Below are 19,610 nucleotides of genomic sequence, written 5' to 3'. Positions count from 1 at the left end.
TGAGTTCCAACCAATTCAAACTGCTGCAAACCCTGTTATTGAGTTCCAACCAATTCAAACTGCCGCAAACCCTGTTATTGAATTCAAACAGTCTCAAATCGCATAAAGGAGCACACCATGATCAACTCAATCTTACTTGCTCTTGGTCTTGCAAAGCCTCGTAGAGTAAAAACTAAGCTACCTGATGGTTTGAATAAACTTGAAGTTGTTTCTGCGAAAGCTTGGTGGAATTAGAAAGTATTGTAGATGAAAGAATCAGCAATTGTTGGGAGTTTTCCCAACATGCTGCTCTTTTGCAAGTAATGCTGCATTAAGGCTTAAACTTTATATCACCTATCTGTACTGCCTTACGATAAGCGATATTTTTATGTGCATTCAACAATGGATAAGCAAACGGCCCAAGAAGCAACCCTGCGAACCCCCATCGTCTAACTGGCATACCAGAGTGATAGGCATTAAACCCCAATAAAATACAAGACAACGCTGATAAAGTAACCACACTCAACTCAAACATCTCAGTTCTCTTCTCGAATACCACATCACAGATCGAGCGTATTTTAACCACAACATACCATTAAACAAAGTTATAGTTTGGTTAAATTGTGAGGCACTTCAAATTTCACTTTCAATGTTAAATTACGCAATGTAAGTTCACTTATCCAAATTATTGACTTGATTCAGTGCAAATATTTAATCCTGAAAGATAAACGGTCCCTAGAGGCCGTATATGGTCTCTAGTATCCCCAAGGAGCTGCAGGTGCTGCAATTGGCTTAGTCAAATCAAAATCCACTCTGAATTCTCTACCTTGACGAATCAATCGGTAGGTATATTTCTCAGGATATATATAAACTTGCCAGGTATTACCAATTGATTGTGGGATACCTTGTTTAACAAATAACTCTTTTGAATATTGATCAGCTGGAAATGACTGAACATACTCCCAGCCAGCATCGAGAGTGTGCCCGCCATACATGGTAGATTTATCGTACTCACCATTACTTTGACGATGATCATGCTTTAAACTCAGGCCAGAACCTGTTTTTGTGATGATCCAAGTCCGAGATGCGTCATCACCAACATGAAACGGAATTTGTAATTCATTGGCCGTACATTTTCTGACATGCATGATTAGCTTTTTTCCGCTAAAAGCGCCGTTATCTTGGTTATCAACCGTTACTTTACCTTGATAGGCTTTACCGCAATGCGCTTTTAAATGGTTAAAAAATTTATCATGAGTAGCAATACTGACTAAAGGTGCAGGCTTTATCACTTTTGGCCCTGTCTGGAGGTTATCACTAGCAGCAAAACCGGTAACTGAGAAAGAAGATAGCAATAGACAGGAAACGACCGTACTTGTTTTCATTATTATTCCTTGGTCAATGAGTATGGGCGTCTATATATTAAAAGCCTTAGCTATTCACTACAACCACATTTGTTTAGGCAGTATGATTCAACGCCACCGTCTGCTCTAAACTCAAAATCACAACAAGCTTGAAGTTTATCTTTTAATTTTACTCGGCCACGTTTAATTCTTGATTTTACAGCAGGCAAACTTAACCCTTGATCTTGTGCGATATCTTTTTGCTTTTTACCTTGTAATTCACTGGCATCAAGTACCCTACTGTAATCATCTGGTAAACCTTTTATTAAGATATCTATGCATCTGTCTAAGTTTTCGTTTTTAAACGCTACAATTGATTCAATTTCATCCAGTTCAATTTCTGAAAAGTCTAACGCTTTTTTGCGATATAAATCATAAATAGCGTTCCGAGTAACCGAGTATAACCAAGGACGAACTTTCTCTCTGTCTTCAAGAGTATCAAGCTTTTGATAAACCTTAATAAATACTTCTTGCAAAATGTCTTCTGCAACGCTTTTATCCTTCACTTTATTGACAATAAAAGCTAAAAGTTGATGGCTAAACTCTTTCCAAATTTTTTCTATCATTTCATACCCAGCCAAATGACGTCATGCCAGCAAAAGCTGGCATCCAATGACATTAATTAACAATTACAGTTTTCGCACTTACAACTATCAGAAACTTTACCATCACATTTGCATTGACCGTCAATTACCGCACATTGGCAGTCACAGCTACAATCACATTGACAAGTTTTGTCTAGCTTTTCTTCGTTAACGTTATTCATGATACATCCTCAAATTTAGTAGGTTTCATCAAGGAAGACGAAGAAAAAATAAAAAAGATGCAAAAAGTTTTTGGCTGTCCATTAAGCTCCACCAAAGTTACATCGAACTGAATCACTTTGTAATACCTGTGCGGGCCAGTACTAGGAAGAAAAGAGAATGACGCAAGACTCCAGCCTTAGCTGACATGACGACGAATGAGAGAGCTAAAAATAGGCACTATAAAATCTTAAGAAACTTATGCTCAAGTATTTAGCTTCAATTGGCTTAAGTGATACAATCTTGCAACTTTGAAGTACCTATCGCATTTTACTAATGACTGAAATCACTACACTAAGCCAATTTTTATCTACAGCAAAAACCCAATTTCAAGTTTACGATTTAGGTCGCCGTGTTCAGCACATAGATATGATGGCATTTCACCAAATCGAAGCACTAAAAGCCCCTTACCCGTATCCAATCCAAGGTCATGCTCAATTTGCAGTCGTTTTCTGGAATGAAGATCAGCAACACTATATTTGGTTTATAAAGTTAGCACTTGATGAAAAAGGCTTATTTGTTCCAGCAGCTCGTCAGCAATTCATTAAAATGATATTAGAGGCACTTGGCCGTGATCCAACCAAGTCACTAACTGAAGAACAACAACAAGCTCTCGCTAATAACCCATTTAGCTTTAAACCACCACAAGAAAAACTTGCCTTGTTTAATGCCTTAGTCAAAAAGCAGCTAGGAATGCCAGCATCGACTCAGTATGAAATGGCCACCCAATATTTAACAGGTCAAATGCCGAAAGAAAAATGGCAACAACTCGGTCTTCAAGGTATAGCGGATATTTGTGTTCGTTTAAATACATTGGATCACGAACAGCAAATCATCAATGGCTTACAATCTGAGTTTATGGAGCTTCAAGCTGCCATATGTCAGTGTTTAGAGCATATTGATGTAACGGCTAACATTGCACAGCAGCTATTTGAAAACTTTAATAACGCAACACCAGAGCTTGCACTTCTATTTTTAAAAGCTTTATCGGGCGACCATGAACTGAGTTTAAAAGCAGTGAAGTTCTTACTGCACAGAACCTTAACCGATGAAGCATTGATTACGATTGCAGCAAGAAACTGGACTGTGCTTCGTGATGATAAAGTGAGATTACAGTATCTAGAATCACTGGCAATGCAACCACAGAGCTTTTTTAATCAAGTTTTTGCTGATATCGTGGCAATTCCGCTGTTGCGTGAACAAATATTATTAGAACTTCGAAATACCAATCGCAGTGTTAAGTTGTCTCAAGCGATTGGGGGACTATTTAGGGCGACCATGTCATGATGACTGATTTACTGTTAATTCTAGGAATTGCACTCATTGCCGCATTTTTCTGGCAATTAAGACAAATGGCTGAGACTAGCCGCCGATTTTCTGAGCGGGAATCAGCTAAACAACGAGTTCAGCTATTATCTGTTGCCATGTCCTCTGCTCGGCCATCGCTAGGTGGAAGTACAGGCTTATGCTGGAAAGCAAAATTTTTACTTGAGTTTAGCACCGATGGAATCAATCGCTATCAAGCAGAATTTGTGATGTTACACAATAGAATCATAAGTATTGACTGGCCCGTGTTTCCTGAACCTGACTGGATGGAAGCACCGGCATCTCGTGGAAAAATTGGTAGCTGTTGTGGCTCACATAAAAGTTGTTCTACAAACAAAGGTTAACTTTTGTTGTTCATAAATAAAGAAAGGGCGTAATCCGAAGATTACGCCCTTTTGTTCTCTGTTAAGCTATCCCGCTATAATTGTGCTCCCTGCACCATCCATGCGTCTCAGGCTTTCCTTGTCTCTCGTCCGTGACCGTTCCTTGAAATCCCTGTACTTTCGTACTGTCCCTAGCCTTGGTTATCCCTTGACCAAGCATGCTCATCCTAAGCGTGTCCAAGTTCGTCCTTGATATTCGTCCGTGACAATCTAACCTTCGGTACATCTTGTACCTACTCGTCCTTGTTTTTAGCTTTCCTTGTTTTCACTTCCGTGATGATTGTTAACAAATCCTTTGCTAACTGCTTCCTTGCGACAAGTCCTTTTAAAAACAGCTTCCGAGCTTTTCCTTTTAAGCCTGTATCCTTACAATTCACAACGTCCTGTCGTGATGATATCCTTATCAGGCTTTCGAACCACCTACAGTTGCTTTATCCTTAAACAACTTACCTTTACTTTTTATCAAATAAGAAGTAAAAATTCCTTGGTTGCTCCTTATAGAGCGGCTATCCATTTCGCTCTGATGCTTGTCCTAAGCTTCCAGTGCTTTGATTGCCATCCCTGAAACAAATAATAGTTCAAAATCCCAAAAAATACAGATTAAAAACTAAACAGTAACTTTTTAGAAAAGGTGATCTATATCACGTAACAAGTATGAAACATTTAATTGACTGTATTTAATCGATTTTTTTGAGTAAAAACTTGAATAGCGTAATCTACGGGGGAAATATCAGATGGTTCTCTTACATTCGTGTGAGATATCTCTTACGCAGTGTTAAGACTTTCTCATTTTGAGTAGTATTCAGAAAGGTTCTTTACCCTCTCTATATAATAGAGCGACATAAATGATAAAAAGTTTCGAACAATTAACAACTTTTTGACGGATTTACCTTGGTGTGCTTGTATTCCGTACAATCAATGAGTTATGTTTCTTGAATAAATCTACAATAACGATGCCAAGAAACTTTTGATCACGCTCAATAAAAAATATATTCCTCTTTTATATTTCGCCATTATTTCTGTCTCTTGGGCGTTTTACTATCAAACAACCACGAGTTTCAATCAATTTGGTGCAGCTAACTATGAGTGGTTATTCCTTGTAGATGGCTTAATCGTTCTTCCTACAATTTGCTGGTTTTGCTCTGAAAACCGTTCACAAGCCTATAACAAGATTATTGTGTTTTTCTTGTTATCGATTTTTATTGGCAGCTTCATTATCCCTGAGCATGATAAGTTGGTTTGGTCATACTTAGAAAGTTTGAGATACCTTGCGATAGTCGCTTTGATTATGTTTGAAGCAATTACGCTTTGGACAGTTTATTCATCAATTAAAACATCAATTAATCGCAACCAAGATACTGACGAATACATAGAAAAGACCGTAGAAAATCAGTTCGGAACGGGTCCATTTGCAAAACTCCTCACTTTCGAAACGAGAATGTGGGTATACCTATTTTTCTCCAATAGGATTAAACCCGAGAGTTTTAATGGGCAAAGCCATTACACATACTGGCGAAAAGACGGTAATAGTAGTAACTCACTGGGATTTATTCTAATCATCTTTTTCGAAATTCCTTTGGCTCACTTGTTATTGCACTTTGTGTGGTCACCTTTTGCTGCAAATGTGATTTCACTACTGACAATATTTAGCTTAGCCTTCTTCTGGTCAGAGTATAAGGCTATGAAGATTAGACCCGTATCTATTGTTGATGATAAGGTTTTCATTAGATACGGTATTTACAACACATATCGTTTTAGCATCACTGATATAAAGTTAATCAAACTAAATACTGTGTTTATCAAGCGTGCTGATACCATCAAGCGCTTCAATTTTTCAGGAAATCCAAATATCGAAATTCACCTTAGACAAGTAGAAGTAGGAATCGATAGGATTTACCTAGGGCTAGACAACCCACACCAATTCATTTCTGATATAAAAGAGCAAAAGAGGAAGTACCATGCCCAGCTTCAGTAAAGTTGATCATATTCATGTTTATGTCACCGACAGATTAACGACAGAAAATTGGTATCATGATGTTCTTGGATTTACGCGCGTGCCGCATCTCGAAGTTTGGTTTAAAGAAGGCGGACCATTAACTCTAGTCAATGGTGGTGTGCATATCGCACTTTTCGATCACCCTACAAAAAGAGGGGCGACAGTTGCATTTTCAACTGACGCAGAGAATTACTTGAAATGGAAAACTCAGCTTAATAAACATAACATTGAGTTTAAAGAATATGACCACGACCTTTCATGGTCATTTTATTTTTCAGATCCTGACGGGAATCCATATGAAATAACTTCATTTGATTATGAAAATATTGCGAAAACTGTCATTTCTTCCGTATAACCCATTCCCAAAGCATGACCCAGTCACCAATAAAACTGTATAAAGGGTATTTAAAGGTGGCTGGCTTGTTTTTCTCAAAAAAGAGATGCCCTACCCACGCAAAACCATACCCAACAATCGGCATTAACCACAGCAACTTGTAATTCTGTAGCGCAATAGACACAACCAAAATAGAAATGACGAGGATACTGCCAACGTAATGCAAATACCGACAGACTGTATTTTCATGCTGTGATAAATAAAAAGGGTAAAACTCTTTAAACGACGTAAATTCTCGTGCCACTATTTCGCACCTCTACTGTGGAAAAGCAACTCTCCCTCAACACTATTAATGGCAATTTTAGTTACAGGTTCAAATCCAGTATTCACGAATAACTCGTAATGTTCATCTTGGTTAACCCAAACACCAATCCCATTTACCTTTGGCTGTTCGTCACACCAACTTAATGCCGTGTGGACTAACGTTCTTCCATAACCCTTATTTTGCTCATTTGGCGCTACAGCAATAAATTGAAGAATACCGCAATGCTTTCCAGGAAGATGTTTCAATATTTGTGATTCTTTATCCATCATAGCTTGCGTTGGTTGCCACCCAGTACCCAGCATCATTTTCAATCGCCAATTCCAGTACCTGTCTTCACCGAGCGGCACTTCTTGAGTCATAATGCAGGCAACACCGAGCATTCTTTGATCTTCGAACAAACCGATCAATGCTTGCTCTTGTTGCCACAGGCAATTTAACTCTTCACGAATTGCTGCACGAAGCTTCTGCTCGTAAGCCATCTTATTATCGGAGCCTAAAACCTCAATAAAAAAGGGATCATCATAATAGGAGTTATAAAGAAGAGAAGCTGCAATCCGCAGATCTTCAGCGGTAAGATAAACCGCACGGCACTTTTCTAGAATGGGTGTACTCATTGATATTCCTTGAACTTGATCACACGAACATCCGTACTCTTACTTCCTGTTATATGTACGGGAATTAAACCCAATGTATCAAGCCCAAGGAAAAGTGCAATTACTTATTTTTTGAACAATTTAGAACTTAGCAAATCGATAGGCGTTATCACCCCAGCCAACTAACTTTCCATCACGAATAACTAATGGCGTACATTCGTCCTTGGTCGTTTTAGAGTCTGAATGGTTATGTTGAGTTCGATAGAATAAGACCTGCACTTCACTTCCAGCTTGCTCGCCTTTCTTCTCCGTTAAGTACGCTTCATTAATATCTGGCTGCCCCATTAAATCCAAAACTTGCATTTTGGTCATGCCTAATTTTAACTGAGCGATATGCTGTTTGTTTTGTTTTTGTCTTTTTTCCCAGCTCTGATAATCATGATCATACTCACCATCGCCCACATTAATAACACAACCTGTTAAGCTAACAGCAGTAAATCCAAGTAGGGCTAATCCAAGCAATTTTGTTTTCATTTTTAACTTCCTTTATAGTACGTTACCGCCATACGGCAAGCAGAATGTATGCCATAAGAAAAAGCTATTGATAGTAAAGGTTTTTTCTTAAAACCGATAAATTATTGTATGCAAATATATTAAAAAATGAGGAATTATCACTACATCATGAGTGAAATTGACCAAATCGTACAAGCTGCAATTGAACTTCAGCAAGAAGGAAAAACACCGAGTACAGCTTTACTTAAAGTTCGAACTCAGAATCAATTTACATTACCTCTTTTAATTCGTGGGTTGAAATCATTTAAGTCATTGAGTCCAGAGCAACGCTCTAAGTGGCATGAGAAGAAAGTAACTCAACCACAGTCTCAAAAAAAATCAAAAGACAATTCACTCGAAACAAGAATTGAACAGTTAGAAAAACAAGTTGAAGACTTAATTAAGCAGCATCAACAAATGCAACACCGAATCACTCAGCTAGAGTCAGAAAAATAAATGTACGTTATAGAATTACGCTTTGAATGCTTTGATAACACAACGTTCTCTGCGGCAGAATCATCCATTAATAATTATCTTGAAGCACTAAGAGCAAACGGCCAGGTATTAGGTCGTGAGTTTGCTGTGGCTTTCAATGAAGGTGAATTTCGTTGCCGTATGCTTACGCCTGAAAAGTCCAGCTTAAGCCAACGCTACAATAGCCCTTGGGTAAAAAAAGCGCTTGAAGGTTTAACTGCAGCGAATATTCTTGCACCTAGAGAAAAGTTCATTGGCCAAGATATTAACTCTGAAACATCTTCGACAGACACTCCGAGCTGGCAGTTACTTTATACTAGCTATGTGCATATGTGTTCTCCACTTCGCAATGGTGACACTTTACAACCTATTCCGCTTTATCAAACCCCTGCTACCTTCAATGGTGATCATAAACAAATCATTCGTTGGCAAACTGAATGGCAAGCATGTGATGAACTACAAATGGCTGCAGCGACTAAAGCTGAATTTGCTGCAGTTTCAGAGCTAAGTTCGACAGAAAGTGACTTATTCCGTAGAGGCTGGGATTTACGAGGGCGCATTGAGTATTTGACTAAAATACCCACTTATTATTATTTATATCAGATTGGCGGTGAGAGCTTAGCAGAAGAGAAAAAGCGCTCTTGCCCTAAGTGTGGGAATACCGCTTGGCTTCAACAACAACCACTGCTAGACATATTTCATTTCAAATGTGACAAATGCCGAATAGTTTCAAATATTTCATGGGATTACCTAAAGTAAACAATATCCCAAAGAAAAGACTAGCGAACACAACTTTCTAGAGAATTTTCCAGCTTGAAGTCTCTGTATTTGGCGGTAAAGTAATGATATTGCCGCCACAACTCCTCTGTTTGATTCCAAGACATTTCTATAACTAACCCCCTATTTATTCAACATCTTTATAACCAAAAAATATTAAAGAAATTTATTTAGCATGATATACCGTTTATTTCAAAAATATCCTTGAACATCATATAGCTAATCAATACACTTCGCCTTCTTTAGTTAAACACTCTAATAATTCAAACAAATATAGAGACATTGACTGACAGGTAAATCACGTCGATTGGTGCTACACCACCAGAAGTAAGGGATTGGTAACCGACATGTTTAAAACAAAATCTATAAGTACACAACTTTCTGCAATTTTAGTTATCATTGGGGTCATATCTACGATTGTATTTGGCTTATTTGTTCAGTCAAACTTGGATAATAAGAGCTATAAGGATGCTGAATCTAAGGCTGCTGAGCTAATATCGAGAACAGCTCAAATGTTTTTAGTCTCGTCTGTTCAATTCAATGACGAATTCACCAAAGAAAAAGATCCCATCAAAAAAGCTGAAATTCATGCTGACTGGACGAGAACCATTACCGCTGTGGATAAAGCTGTTACCAGCGATTTTGGAAATGAACAAAGCCGAGTAAGGCTGTTTGCTGACGCACAGTCTGTGATCCCAAAAAGCCAAGGCGGCGCTGCGACACAAGCCAATATTGCATTTGAATACGAAGCACTAACTGCTTTCGTAAATGGGAAACCTCAAGTGCTGGAATATGATGATAAACACTATCGAATCGGCATACCTTTATACAGTAATATGCACCCTGGTTGTGCAAACTGCCATGGCGTTAACCCGAATGATAAGGTCTTACTAGGTGGCCTGAGCGTCAATGTCCCTCTCGAAAAAATTAAAACTGAAACTCAACAACAGGTTTATTCCATTGTATTAATTATGGTTATCGCTGTTTTGATTCTTCTTTCCGTAATCTACTTCTATTTACGCAAGAATATTGTTAAACCTCTTTCTGAGCTTGATGCTGAAACAAAAAAAGCGGCAGATAATATTGCGAGTGGCAATGCCGATTATCCAATGTCAGAAGTAGGAAAGTTTGAAATTGCAGATATTTCCAAAAGCTTTCAGCACACTATTTCGGTTGTTCAGTCTCTACTTTCTTCGATCAAAGTAAATTCGAAACATGTTCAAGATGCCGCAGCCAATACCAATGTAATGGCAGTACAGCAGCAGCAAGCATCATTGATGCAGCAAGAGAAGATTTCTCTTATTCTTGATTCTCTCCAAGAGTTACAACATGCGAGCAATATGGTATCAGAAAGAACTCTTGTCACGTCCGATACCAGCGATGGCGTTAAGCAAAAGTTGAGTGAAAGCAAAAATACCATGGATCAAGCTGTCCAATCGTTATCAATGCTCGCTGAAGAAATTAATGGAACAAGTTCAGTTGTCGCATCTTTAGATAAACGCAGTGAAAACATTGGCTCAATCGTCGGCACAATTGATGGAATTGCAGAGCAAACGAATTTATTAGCGCTTAATGCTGCTATTGAAGCAGCTCGTGCTGGCGAGCAAGGGCGTGGTTTTGCCGTAGTCGCAGATGAGGTACGTTCGTTAGCGCAAAGAACACAAGAAGCAACACGTGAGATTAACCAGTTGATTGCTGATTTACAAACTGACGCTAAACAAGCCAATTCAATGATGAATACCAGTGCTACTGTAGCCGAAAATACGGTTAATTTTGCAGATGATGCTCAAACTAAACTTACAGAAGTTGATGAACAAGTTACCACCATTAATGACTTGAATCGTGAAATTGCTTCCGCCACTGAAGAGCAAACCGTAACCATTTCGAGTATCACCGATAGTCTTGATGATTTCTCAAAAGAGGCCACTTCAAGTGTAGAAGTGGCTCAGAAGATGGCTTCAGAAAGTGAAGCATTAAATAAGTTATCTGAAAAGATGCTTGATTGATCCGCCTTTATTTTAACCTGAATATCTCACCTCATTATTTTGAGGTGAGATTACGCCACATTCTTTTTAAACTATTAATAATTCCAGGGTGCTCAGGAGTCGGCTCAATATAAGATTGCGGAGCGTCAGGAATGCAAGGTTTCACCTCTAGTTCTCCAATAAACTGTTCTATCGAGTCGGCCATTTTTTCGGATTGCACTTCTCCAGGAATTTCAGCCCAAACGCTTCCGTCTTCATTATTTACAGTGATCATTTTGCCTGAATGATCAATCGTTCCTATAAACCATGTTGGCGACTGCTTAAGTTTTTTCTTCATCATTAAATGACCAATAATATTTTGCTGCAGCAACTCAAAATTATCTTGGCTCCAAGCTTGAATCAGCTCACCTTCCCCAAATTCGGAGTCAAAGTGAATCGGGGCTGAGTATAACTTGCCATAAAAATCATGAATGTCTTGGTGAAGTTTAATTTCCAACGCACTTTCAACATTGCTAAAGTTGGAAGGTGCATCTTTTTTTACTGGATTCCAATGAACATAGCGGTCTTTATCCCCATCATAATCACCTTCAATACAGGGCGAAAACTCTCCAACAGGGTAATAACGTGGTAGTTCATTCAGGGTCTGTTGATGTTGTTGATGATATTTATTAATAAATTCTTCTAAAGCAGTGAAGCAAGACACTTAAGTACTATCCAATTTTGGTTATAATATGCGGCTATTTTGACACGGAAATTGTATTGATGACAAAAAACCACGATCCCTATGGTGAAGCGAAAGAATTAACAGGCCTAACTTTAGGTAAATCTACTCAATATGAATCTGAATATAATCCCGCTTTATTGCAGGGCGTACCTCGTAAACTGAATCGTGATGCCATTGAACTTGGCACAGAACTGCCCTTTCACGGCGAGGATATTTGGACTGGCTACGAGCTTTCTTGGTTGAACGCCAAGGGTAAACCAATGGTAGCCATTGCAGAGTTTCGTTTAAATTACGAGTCAGAAAACTTAATTGAATCAAAATCGTTCAAACTGTATTTAAATACGTTTAACCAAACTAAATTCGATTCAGTTGAACAAATACAAGAAGTACTGGCACAAGATCTTTCTAAATGTGCAAACGGAAAAGTAGAAGTTAACATCATCGAACCTAAGCATTTTTCAACGCAACGAGTAGTAGAGCTACCAGGAACTTGCATCGATGATCTCGACATTGAAGTTAATGATTATGAGTTCAAACCTGAGTACCTTGAAAACAGTACAGATGATAAACAAACGGTAGCGGAAACGCTCACTTCTAACTTGTTAAAATCAAACTGTTTGATCACCTCTCAGCCTGATTGGGGCAGCGTAATGATTCGCTATCAAGGTCCCAAAATTGATCGTGAAAAGCTCCTTCGTTATTTAATCTCGTTTAGGCAACACAATGAGTTCCATGAGCAGTGTGTAGAACGAATTTTCGTTGATCTTAAGCGATTTTGTAACTGCACAAAGTTAACGGTTTATGCTCGCTATACTCGTCGTGGCGGCTTAGACATTAACCCATACCGCAGTGACTTTGAACAACCGGGTGAAAATCATCGTTTAGCTAGACAATAAAACTATTCTAGGGTTAGTTGCACGCTAACCCTAATCATCTATTGCGAATAGCCACTTTATTCAGCTCTACATCACCTCTAAAAACACCAAATCATGTGATGAACAATTAATTAAACTTCATTAACTAATCAAAGCCTTCAAGGCTCTTTATGAGATACTAATTTTAAGTGATTTAAAATATTCAGTGAATAAAATGCTGTCTCTTACATCTAGTACTAACAGTACCGCAAACATATCTAGCCAAGACTTTAAACTCATACATTCGGCTAAATTCAGTGATGGAAATATTAATGTTAGTTTTTATAGTAGTCAGAACGATCAACAAGTTTATTATAAATGTAAAATAAAAGTCCGAACTTATGATTCTCTCCAATGGTATTTTGAACCTGAACAAGCGATTTCTACGAAAGTTGGAACTGAATTAGAGGGATTCAGCACCGACAAAAGTCTCCCCCAAGGCACTGATAACAATCTTCCCCAACATACAATCTTATGTGTTTCTTCATGTTTTCTTCCTGGTGTATTGGAAGAGTTTCATAATGTGGTAACCCCTTATTTAGGTCAACTTGCCACGTGTAACGCTTTTATGATGGAATGTAGAGATGGTAAGCTATCTGATTTCATTTTTAGATACGGAAAAGAATGTATAAATTATGCTGACTCAAAAAATGCGACTCCACTAACATATGCATGTGAAGGAGGTAACGTTGATACTCTAAAACAACTAAAACAGCTACATCCTGATTTAAGAGCTGTAACAACATTTGGAATTAACTCACTTGAATACTGTTGCACTCATAGTAACCCTGCTGCTTTAAAAGAACTTCTTACATTTGATAATGCTCTTAGCATTTTGGCTGAAAGACCGGTCTATATGACTGTCTACGCTGCTGCATACTCTCCTTCAGTAAAACATCTACTATTTTTAATAGAAGCCAAAGCATGTGTAAATGGCAACCTTGAAGAAACAGGTGAAACTAAAGTGGGCATTACGCCCTTAATGAAAAGTTGCTGTTCTTCGCAGAAGAAAACTCGACTAGATAAGGTAAACTTATTATTAAATCACAGAGCTGATGTAAACATAAGAAATGAACGTGGAAATACCGCTTTACACTATGCCTTAGCTTATGGTGATCTTGACTGTGCAAATGCACTCATTCAAGCAGGTGCGTCTCTTACTGCTGAAAATAACTTTGGACAAAATCCACTTCAATGTTATGGAAAGAAGATGGAGTCAGATGATACGGTTAGTGATTCTATTCCAAGTAAATGTGAACTTTTAATAGAGGCGTTAACTAAAAATTATTGGTATTTAACCCTTTATATGAAAACAGAGGAGTGGGCTATCCCTGATTCAGAAGTACCGAAGAAATTACAGAAAAGCTATAAAGCCCTGCTAACAGGATCTGAAACTACAATTCCCACCACGGAGTCCGCAATGTTCTATGCATTAAAAGCTGGTGATACAAAAGCAGCTGAATACATAGCGAAGGAAGATCCAACTATCTACCAAAAAATCTGGTCAGATCCAAAATTTATGGCAAAATTCAGGAAAGATTCTGTAGGCTCTCGTTTTTTAGAAAGTAAGCGTATTCAAACAAAGTATGAATGCAGCGATTATCAATGCTCTGATGACGAAGAAGACTATTTATCTATTGACTAACTAGAGGCCGTCGTCAATTAGTTTTGTTGATCCTCTATAAATTTTCGTTACAAGAGCAGTGAATAACCATAAAAACAATAAAATAGTTAATTATCAATCATATTATCGGAGGGCAGAGCCACTCCGATAACATGCCTACAATCAATCTCTGACTAAATGCCACAAACAGATTAAGCTAGCAATAAACCATAAATCTTTAATCAAGAAATGGCCTGTCGAAGATAAAATTGTCTGTGCTGAAAGTGCACCTTCAACGCTGAACAAGAAAGTCTGAGTTACAACGAATACAGCACCAGACATCAAAGCTGCCGGCATAAATAATTTAGGCTTAAACACAGAGCCTAAAACTAATGTCATAGCAATTAAATCATATACACCGATTAAATTTGATGTTGTTTGTACATCCCAAATTTTATACATCCAAAACATAAATGGTGATGTTGCAACTAAGTCTTCGATGCCTTTAGCTTCAATTTCCGTGAACTTCATTCCGCCAATCCACAGTAATACGAGTATTACGGGAAAAGCAGCGATCAATTTTTGCTGACATACATTCATTGAAGATTTCAGTAATAGAATGCCTACAGAAACAAGTGCAAAATATTTAATTACCCCTTGCCCAGCACCAATGGCAGGAAAGCCACCTAAAGCGCCAATCCACATCTTAGAAGAAAAAAGAGCAAGTAAAGGTATTAAACCGATGATAATTAATACCCAAGCTAAAGGCTTGTGCATATTTTCGTTTTTCAGTGACAACACTGAAAGTACAGCTATAACAATAAAGCTTAATCCTGCAACTGCGTTAAAAACTGAAGCGCTTGCAAGCGTTGAAATAGAGAAGAAGTCTGTGACTAAAGTGATGTGTATTGTTTCGCCCATCAATAACATTGATGCACCTAACAACACTGAAGACAAGGCAAGTAAATAAAAGACGGGATTAAAGTTTGAAGTTTTCATTAAAATACTCATAGAGTTCGGGGTCGGGGCAATAGACCATTCACTCTATGACTGTATTTCACTCATGGATAAATAAAACTATTGCTCTAAATATCCGGTTTGAAATGATAATTTCGTTCAAATTCTCCGTGATTTAAAAAATAAATCACTTGTTTAATCACCTTGTTATTTTTCATCATGAAAACATGTGTGACAGGCATAATGATATGATCTTGCATGCCTTCAATTTTTGTACTTTCAACACTCACTTTGCCATCATCTTGATTGGGTAACATGGTTGAAAGAATCACATTTAAACTGCTACTGCCAGCGATTACACCCAAATCAAAGTCTACCGCACCTAATTTTTTAGGAACACTCATTTGCCCTGTTCCTAATTGGAGACCAGCGGGCCCGGTAATTAAGTCAAAACCAGGAAATGTACTGTACTTATCAACCACCTCGCTACCCTTGTTAGGAGGGCCAAGCATCACAACACGCCCTAGATTAGAGATATCATGCTCAGACAGGTATTGCCTCACCAAAATCCCTCCCATTGAATGAGTAACAAAATGAATACTACTCTCTTCTTTTAATGGTTCGCACTGCTTCAACGCCGGCTCAATGGCCATTGCAGCAAGTTGTTGAATAGGAAACTTTGTAGAAGGATAATCGACATTCACAGATTTAAAGTTATTTGCTGACAGCTTCGACGCTATTTCTGACATTGTTTTGTCTGACTTTGCCAAACCATGTAAAACAACAACACAGTCTTTTGCTGCAGCGCTTAAACTCAATAGCGAAATTAAAATGCAAAGAAGGTATTTATTCACCTTTTACCTCCTCTATCTTCCAGTCCGGTAATTTTTGTCTAATGTCATCAAGGATGACACTTGCATCTCCGCGCACAACAACAATTGGCGTCGAGGATAGAAATTGCTTAGATAATGCCTGAATGCTCTCTGATGTAGCACTCTTCAACCAACCTAAACGTTCGAGTTTCGCACTGTGACTACTTGGCTCTAATAACTGTAAAATGCCCATTCCGTCATCTTGATCTTCCGAAATCAAATCTTGACCTAAAAAATACAATTTTATTGCGTCTACTTCAGCCTGCTGAGGCGCTTCATTTTTCAATAGACTGATATGTCGCAACATCCCTTCTAAAAAGGCACCACTGTGCTCTTTTGAAGCACTCCCCCATAATACCATTGCTCTTAGCAGCTCTTGATTTCGACAATAAGCATATGCGCCGTAAGTTAGCCCTCTTGTCTCACGCAAGTCATAAAACAACCTTCCGTATGAACCTCGACCAAGGATCCCACTGAGCGTGTTACAGGCGTATAAAGACTGCTGTTGATTAACCCAATCTTTATCATCCGGAGAAACGGCTCGACCCTCATGAAAATATTGAGGAAAACGCAAACCTACTCGAACCTTAATATCCGAACTGTCTGGCGCATCAATAAAATAAATTGTCTTAGACGGTTTAAGAGAAGTTAAATTAACATCCTGTTGAACAACTGATTGAATATTTACATTCATGTTGGCAGTGACTTGCTTGGCGATAGCTAAAAGCTCAGCTTCATTTAGCTGACTAGGCGCCTTAAGTAATAAATGCCATTCAAGCATTGAGGACGTCTGAACTTGTAACTTTTTGAGTTTCTCTAGGTTTAAATCCTCAAAGAAAACCCGGTTTTGAACAACTTGTAAGTATGGGTGCTCTTTGCCAAGAAGGTGTTGTTGAAAAACAAGGTTAATATCACTGCCTGTTACTGATTGAATTTTTCTATCCAGTTTTAAGTTCCGTCTAACGGTATCGACATCGATATCTTCTGCAAACTGAGTACCCCAGAACGCCCCTAGCTGATTAAAATGAATATCGTTAGGACGAAAACAGCCCATAGCTACTGACACTGAATGGTATGAAGCATCAGCAGTAAGACTTTCCATACATTCATCTTGCTGAATAGCCAACATAGATAAGGATTGGCGCCTGAATGCCCTCACCAACACATCTGCGTTAGAAATTGGCTTGGTCGGATTCACTCCTATCAGTCTAATATCCCACTTATTTTCTTGAGGGTCATCGACTTGATAAACCGAGATAGGAACGACCACTCCATCATTCTGCGTAAAATGAGCTCTTGCTAGATATTTGTTATCTTTGTTAAGGATTTTCCAGTCAGGTACTATTTTTGGAAAACCATTATTTACCTGAAAAGTAGGTAGAGTTGGCTCACTAACTGGAGTAAAATCAATCTTATTTTGGCAAGCGACGAGAACCAAACAAAGCACTAATACACTGCTCTTCAATATTCTCATAACGCATCCTCCTCAAGTGAATCCGTCGTGTTTTTAGGTAATAGTTCCAAAACACTCTTAGCCCAGCGAATATACCATGGCGGTAATAAGTCTAATCTGATGGCATGAGCAGGAGAAAAGTAGGTATTCGCCACTCTTCGAATATCAGCAACCGATACTTGATTCACTTGCTGCCAACTTGCTGTTAAAGGATTTTTTGATTCTGAACTTTGGGAATCGGATAACACCTTCGCAATCGTTAAATTATCTTGCAATAAATTAATTCGGTCATTGAGATAAATAGATTTCAAATAGCATAAGCGCAGCTCATCAATACTGTCTTTTTGAACTTGTTGAACCAAAGATGATATCGACTTAACTTGAGCATCTAACTGGGTTCTTGCTCTTGGTGCAATTGCGAGACCTGCTACGCCAAATTCAGCCAACGACTGAGCTAATGGGTAATACAGCATGTACTCAGGATCATGCAAATTATGACGTTGTAATACAGCCGACTTATCTGAGAATAAATGCGCTTGCAGTAATTGGATTGCCGCTTTGTCAGGATGGCTTCTACCTACCGTTTGCCAAAATAATAAACTTGCAGGCCATGGCCCTCGACCGTCAACAATTTCACCTGAGATAGCTCTAGGCTGAATATGTACCTCAGGCTGTGGAGTTAACTCAGTATCAGGTTTTGGCCAATGGCCAAAGTATTCAGTCACTAATTTATCGATGTTGTCAGGTAGACCACCGACAACGCTCAGTTGCATATTATCTGGGCGATAATATTTTTGATGAAAAGCTTGTAGCTCTGCTTGAGTCGCTGACTGTATGTCTTTCCTAGAACCAATAACACTATGACCATATGGCGTGTCTCGAATCTGCTGGAATAAGAACTCTGAAGCAGGTTCAAGATAAGGCTGTGATTCAAGTGTTAATGTCCGTTCTTGAAGCACGGCTTGCTTTTGAATCGCTATCGTTTTTTCAGTTAGATCAGGAAATCTAAGACGATCTGAATCCAGAAAAAATGCTAGTTCAAGCGCAAATGAAGGAACGGTTTCGAAATAATTTGTTCTATCAAACCAAGTTGTAGCATTGGTATCGGCTCCAACAGCATCCATTTGTTGGCTGAAACTGTCCCCAGGAGCATGTTTACTGCCTTCGAACATTAAATGTTCAAAAAGATGGGCATACCCCGTTTGTCCTTCAACTTCATTTTTAGAGCCAACATTAAATTGGCTCACGACTGATACTGTTTTATTTGATGGTCGATTGATGAGTCTAACGTTTAAGCCATTATCTAACGTCTTATGAACAATCGATTGTTCAAGTTGATATAGAGGCATGGCTTGCGCCGTTAAATCACATGAGTCAGCCATTACAGGTTTCATAACCAGTGCTGAACCAACTAAAATCCAGTTCCATTTCATAAAATAAACAGTTCGAATCCATTTGAATGATTAAAACAAGATACTGTTTAAGTTTCTCAGCTGCAACTTTATGATTTTACAAATTAACTGCGCTTCAATTTGAACCAAATAATTAATGAGCCAAAACTCTCACGAAAGAAAACGCCAAACGCCAAAGCCACAAATATCCATTTAAACAGTGTACAAAACCCTGATACCCAATCTAGCCCCCATAAGTGCTCAGGATAAAAATACATATTTATCGAAACAGTTATATTTTCAAGAAGGTCAAAGGAGCCTGCGGCTAAAGGTAAAAGATTAAAATAAGCTCGATAGCTTTTTAATAAAACATTACAGCTCAGCTGAAACTTATGTGAAAAACTGATCGCAAGAGATAAAAAGCTGACGTAAATAATAGGCCAAAATAAATCATAGCTGAAACGTGTTTTTATATATTCTAAACGTCCAGCGTCCGAATAGTCAGACATCCATGCATACAGTTGTGAGCTCGTATAATAAAAGTGAACATCAGGTGAGCCTGCCCCATGAGAGACTCTGTCCATGATGGTTTCTAAGTGAGGTAAGAGAAAAAAAACACACACAATAAAAACTACACCGAGAAAAATAACTCTCTTTCCCGTAGTCTTTCTAATCAACCAATTTGAAACCTTCTCCATAAAAGTCCCCGCATGTAAAAAGCGCATAAAATAATGCGCTCAATGCTCTGTAATATCAAACCACATTA

Annotated in this window: 21 protein-coding genes; 9 read left to right on the top strand and 12 right to left on the bottom strand. The window is 38.4% G+C overall.

What is annotated here, in order from left to right:
- Window positions 1-310: 310 nt before the first annotated feature.
- The 3 genes from AC1EU2_RS15365 to AC1EU2_RS15355 form a co-directional block, all read right to left on the bottom strand.
- The gene (locus tag AC1EU2_RS15365) at window positions 311-514 is read right to left on the bottom strand and encodes a hypothetical protein (protein WP_480299161.1); all 204 of its coding nucleotides are present in this window, start codon (window positions 512-514) and stop codon (window positions 311-313) included.
- Between the two features lie 220 nt (window positions 515-734).
- Window positions 735-1,367 (bottom strand): hypothetical protein, encoded by a 633-nt coding sequence (locus AC1EU2_RS15360; protein WP_480299164.1) that lies wholly within the window; start codon window positions 1,365-1,367, stop codon window positions 735-737.
- 47 nt (window positions 1,368-1,414) lie between these two features.
- Window positions 1,415-1,948 (bottom strand): sigma-70 family RNA polymerase sigma factor, encoded by a 534-nt coding sequence (locus AC1EU2_RS15355; protein WP_480299160.1) that lies wholly within the window; start codon window positions 1,946-1,948, stop codon window positions 1,415-1,417.
- A 513-nt stretch (window positions 1,949-2,461) separates the two neighbouring features.
- On the opposite strand from AC1EU2_RS15355, the gene AC1EU2_RS15350 reads away from it, so the two are divergent.
- The 4 genes from AC1EU2_RS15350 to AC1EU2_RS15335 all read left to right on the top strand — a co-directional run bounded on the left by AC1EU2_RS15350 (window position 2,462) and on the right by AC1EU2_RS15335 (window position 6,245).
- Window positions 2,462-3,472 (top strand): DUF3549 family protein, encoded by a 1,011-nt coding sequence (locus AC1EU2_RS15350; RefSeq protein WP_480299159.1) that lies wholly within the window; start codon window positions 2,462-2,464, stop codon window positions 3,470-3,472.
- A complete protein-coding gene (locus tag AC1EU2_RS15345; protein ID WP_480299158.1) occupies window positions 3,469-3,855 on the top strand; it encodes a DUF3301 domain-containing protein in 387 nt (128 codons plus the stop codon). The genes AC1EU2_RS15350 and AC1EU2_RS15345 overlap by 4 nt, the downstream gene beginning before the upstream one ends.
- Window positions 3,856-4,861: 1,006 nt before the next feature.
- The gene (locus tag AC1EU2_RS15340) at window positions 4,862-5,869 is read left to right on the top strand and encodes a hypothetical protein (RefSeq protein ID WP_480299157.1); all 1,008 of its coding nucleotides are present in this window, start codon (window positions 4,862-4,864) and stop codon (window positions 5,867-5,869) included.
- Window positions 5,853-6,245, top strand: coding sequence for a VOC family protein (locus AC1EU2_RS15335; protein ID WP_480299156.1), 393 nt, complete (start codon window positions 5,853-5,855; stop codon window positions 6,243-6,245). Before AC1EU2_RS15340 ends, AC1EU2_RS15335 begins: the two co-directional genes overlap by 17 nt.
- Here the strand turns inward: AC1EU2_RS15335 and AC1EU2_RS15330 are convergent.
- The 3 genes from AC1EU2_RS15330 to AC1EU2_RS15320 all read right to left on the bottom strand — a co-directional run bounded on the left by AC1EU2_RS15330 (window position 6,229) and on the right by AC1EU2_RS15320 (window position 7,676).
- A complete protein-coding gene (locus tag AC1EU2_RS15330) occupies window positions 6,229-6,528 on the bottom strand; it encodes an Mpo1-like protein (protein WP_480299155.1) in 300 nt (99 codons plus the stop codon). The genes AC1EU2_RS15335 and AC1EU2_RS15330 overlap by 17 nt on opposite strands.
- A complete protein-coding gene (locus tag AC1EU2_RS15325; protein WP_480299154.1) occupies window positions 6,528-7,163 on the bottom strand; it encodes a GNAT family N-acetyltransferase in 636 nt (211 codons plus the stop codon). Before AC1EU2_RS15325 ends, AC1EU2_RS15330 begins: the two co-directional genes overlap by 1 nt.
- 120 nt (window positions 7,164-7,283) lie before the next feature.
- The gene (locus tag AC1EU2_RS15320; RefSeq protein WP_480299153.1) at window positions 7,284-7,676 is read right to left on the bottom strand and encodes a DUF3192 domain-containing protein; all 393 of its coding nucleotides are present in this window, start codon (window positions 7,674-7,676) and stop codon (window positions 7,284-7,286) included.
- A gap of 147 nt (window positions 7,677-7,823) precedes the next feature.
- On the opposite strand from AC1EU2_RS15320, the gene AC1EU2_RS15315 reads away from it, so the two are divergent.
- From AC1EU2_RS15315 to AC1EU2_RS15305, 3 genes are all read left to right on the top strand, one after another.
- Complete coding sequence (locus AC1EU2_RS15315) at window positions 7,824-8,150, top strand: hypothetical protein (RefSeq protein WP_480299152.1); 327 nt, start codon at window positions 7,824-7,826, stop codon at window positions 8,148-8,150.
- Window positions 8,151-8,927, top strand: coding sequence for a Zn-ribbon-containing protein (locus AC1EU2_RS15310; protein WP_480299151.1), 777 nt, complete (start codon window positions 8,151-8,153; stop codon window positions 8,925-8,927).
- Window positions 8,928-9,292: 365 nt separating this feature from the next.
- A complete protein-coding gene (locus tag AC1EU2_RS15305; protein ID WP_480299150.1) occupies window positions 9,293-10,951 on the top strand; it encodes a methyl-accepting chemotaxis protein in 1,659 nt (552 codons plus the stop codon).
- A gap of 34 nt (window positions 10,952-10,985) precedes the next feature.
- Here the strand turns inward: AC1EU2_RS15305 and syd are convergent, their stop codons facing one another.
- Window positions 10,986-11,633 carry a SecY-interacting protein gene (syd, locus tag AC1EU2_RS15300; RefSeq protein ID WP_480299149.1) on the bottom strand — a complete coding sequence of 216 codons (648 nt, stop codon included), beginning with the start codon at window positions 11,631-11,633 and terminating at the stop codon, window positions 10,986-10,988.
- Window positions 11,634-11,692: 59 nt separating this feature from the next.
- Between syd and queF the strand changes: the two genes are divergently transcribed.
- Together queF and AC1EU2_RS15290 are read left to right on the top strand one after the other, a co-directional pair.
- On the top strand, window positions 11,693-12,550 hold the full coding sequence (gene queF, locus AC1EU2_RS15295) for an NADPH-dependent 7-cyano-7-deazaguanine reductase QueF (protein ID WP_480299148.1): 858 nt from the start codon (window positions 11,693-11,695) through the stop codon (window positions 12,548-12,550).
- Between the two features lie 193 nt (window positions 12,551-12,743).
- Complete coding sequence (locus AC1EU2_RS15290) at window positions 12,744-14,213, top strand: ankyrin repeat domain-containing protein (RefSeq protein WP_480299147.1); 1,470 nt, start codon at window positions 12,744-12,746, stop codon at window positions 14,211-14,213.
- A gap of 141 nt (window positions 14,214-14,354) precedes the next feature.
- Here the strand turns inward: AC1EU2_RS15290 and AC1EU2_RS15285 are convergent, their stop codons facing one another.
- From AC1EU2_RS15285 to AC1EU2_RS15265, 5 genes are all read right to left on the bottom strand, one after another.
- Window positions 14,355-15,170, bottom strand: a complete 816-nt coding sequence (locus tag AC1EU2_RS15285; protein ID WP_480299146.1) for a DUF417 family protein — start codon at window positions 15,168-15,170, stop codon at window positions 14,355-14,357.
- Between the two features lie 86 nt (window positions 15,171-15,256).
- The gene (locus tag AC1EU2_RS15280; RefSeq protein ID WP_480299145.1) at window positions 15,257-15,982 is read right to left on the bottom strand and encodes an esterase/lipase family protein; all 726 of its coding nucleotides are present in this window, start codon (window positions 15,980-15,982) and stop codon (window positions 15,257-15,259) included.
- Entirely contained in the window at window positions 15,975-17,474 is a 1,500-nt protein-coding gene (locus AC1EU2_RS15275) for an insulinase family protein (RefSeq protein WP_480299144.1), read from the bottom strand. The genes AC1EU2_RS15280 and AC1EU2_RS15275 overlap by 8 nt, the downstream gene beginning before the upstream one ends.
- Window positions 17,471-18,886: a M16 family metallopeptidase gene (locus AC1EU2_RS15270; protein ID WP_480299143.1), complete on the bottom strand. Its 1,416-nt coding sequence runs from the start codon at window positions 18,884-18,886 to the stop codon at window positions 17,471-17,473. Before AC1EU2_RS15270 ends, AC1EU2_RS15275 begins: the two co-directional genes overlap by 4 nt.
- Before the next feature lie 83 nt (window positions 18,887-18,969).
- The gene (locus AC1EU2_RS15265) at window positions 18,970-19,428 is read right to left on the bottom strand and encodes a hypothetical protein (protein WP_480299142.1); all 459 of its coding nucleotides are present in this window, start codon (window positions 19,426-19,428) and stop codon (window positions 18,970-18,972) included.
- Window positions 19,429-19,610 lie beyond the last annotated feature (182 nt).

It is taken from the genome of Parashewanella sp. 2304DJ23-3 (assembly GCF_056591695.1).
The sequence above is the reverse complement of the archived record's forward strand: the minus strand, read 5'-3'. Positions and strand labels throughout refer to the sequence as shown.

Bases quoted from the DNA above. Each gene is read 5' to 3' on its own strand.
- AC1EU2_RS15365 (WP_480299161.1), bottom strand. From the start codon at position 514: ATGTTTGAGTTGAGTGTGGTTACTTTATCAGCGTTGTCTTGTATTTTA.
- AC1EU2_RS15355 (WP_480299160.1), bottom strand. From the start codon at position 1,948: ATGATAGAAAAAATTTGGAAAGAGTTTAGCCATCAACTTTTAGCTTTT.
- AC1EU2_RS15350 (WP_480299159.1), top strand. From the start codon at position 2,462: ATGACTGAAATCACTACACTAAGCCAATTTTTATCTACAGCAAAAACC.
- AC1EU2_RS15345 (WP_480299158.1), top strand. From the start codon at position 3,469: ATGATGACTGATTTACTGTTAATTCTAGGAATTGCACTCATTGCCGCA.
- AC1EU2_RS15335 (WP_480299156.1), top strand. From the start codon at position 5,853: ATGCCCAGCTTCAGTAAAGTTGATCATATTCATGTTTATGTCACCGAC.
- AC1EU2_RS15325 (WP_480299154.1), bottom strand. From the start codon at position 7,163: ATGAGTACACCCATTCTAGAAAAGTGCCGTGCGGTTTATCTTACCGCT.
- AC1EU2_RS15320 (WP_480299153.1), bottom strand. From the start codon at position 7,676: ATGAAAACAAAATTGCTTGGATTAGCCCTACTTGGATTTACTGCTGTT.
- AC1EU2_RS15315 (WP_480299152.1), top strand. From the start codon at position 7,824: ATGAGTGAAATTGACCAAATCGTACAAGCTGCAATTGAACTTCAGCAA.
- AC1EU2_RS15310 (WP_480299151.1), top strand. From the start codon at position 8,151: ATGTACGTTATAGAATTACGCTTTGAATGCTTTGATAACACAACGTTC.
- AC1EU2_RS15305 (WP_480299150.1), top strand. From the start codon at position 9,293: ATGTTTAAAACAAAATCTATAAGTACACAACTTTCTGCAATTTTAGTT.
- queF (WP_480299148.1), top strand. From the start codon at position 11,693: ATGACAAAAAACCACGATCCCTATGGTGAAGCGAAAGAATTAACAGGC.
- AC1EU2_RS15290 (WP_480299147.1), top strand. From the start codon at position 12,744: ATGCTGTCTCTTACATCTAGTACTAACAGTACCGCAAACATATCTAGC.
- AC1EU2_RS15285 (WP_480299146.1), bottom strand. From the start codon at position 15,170: ATGAAAACTTCAAACTTTAATCCCGTCTTTTATTTACTTGCCTTGTCT.
- AC1EU2_RS15275 (WP_480299144.1), bottom strand. From the start codon at position 17,474: ATGAGAATATTGAAGAGCAGTGTATTAGTGCTTTGTTTGGTTCTCGTC.
- AC1EU2_RS15270 (WP_480299143.1), bottom strand. From the start codon at position 18,886: ATGAAATGGAACTGGATTTTAGTTGGTTCAGCACTGGTTATGAAACCT.
- AC1EU2_RS15265 (WP_480299142.1), bottom strand. From the start codon at position 19,428: ATGGACAGAGTCTCTCATGGGGCAGGCTCACCTGATGTTCACTTTTAT.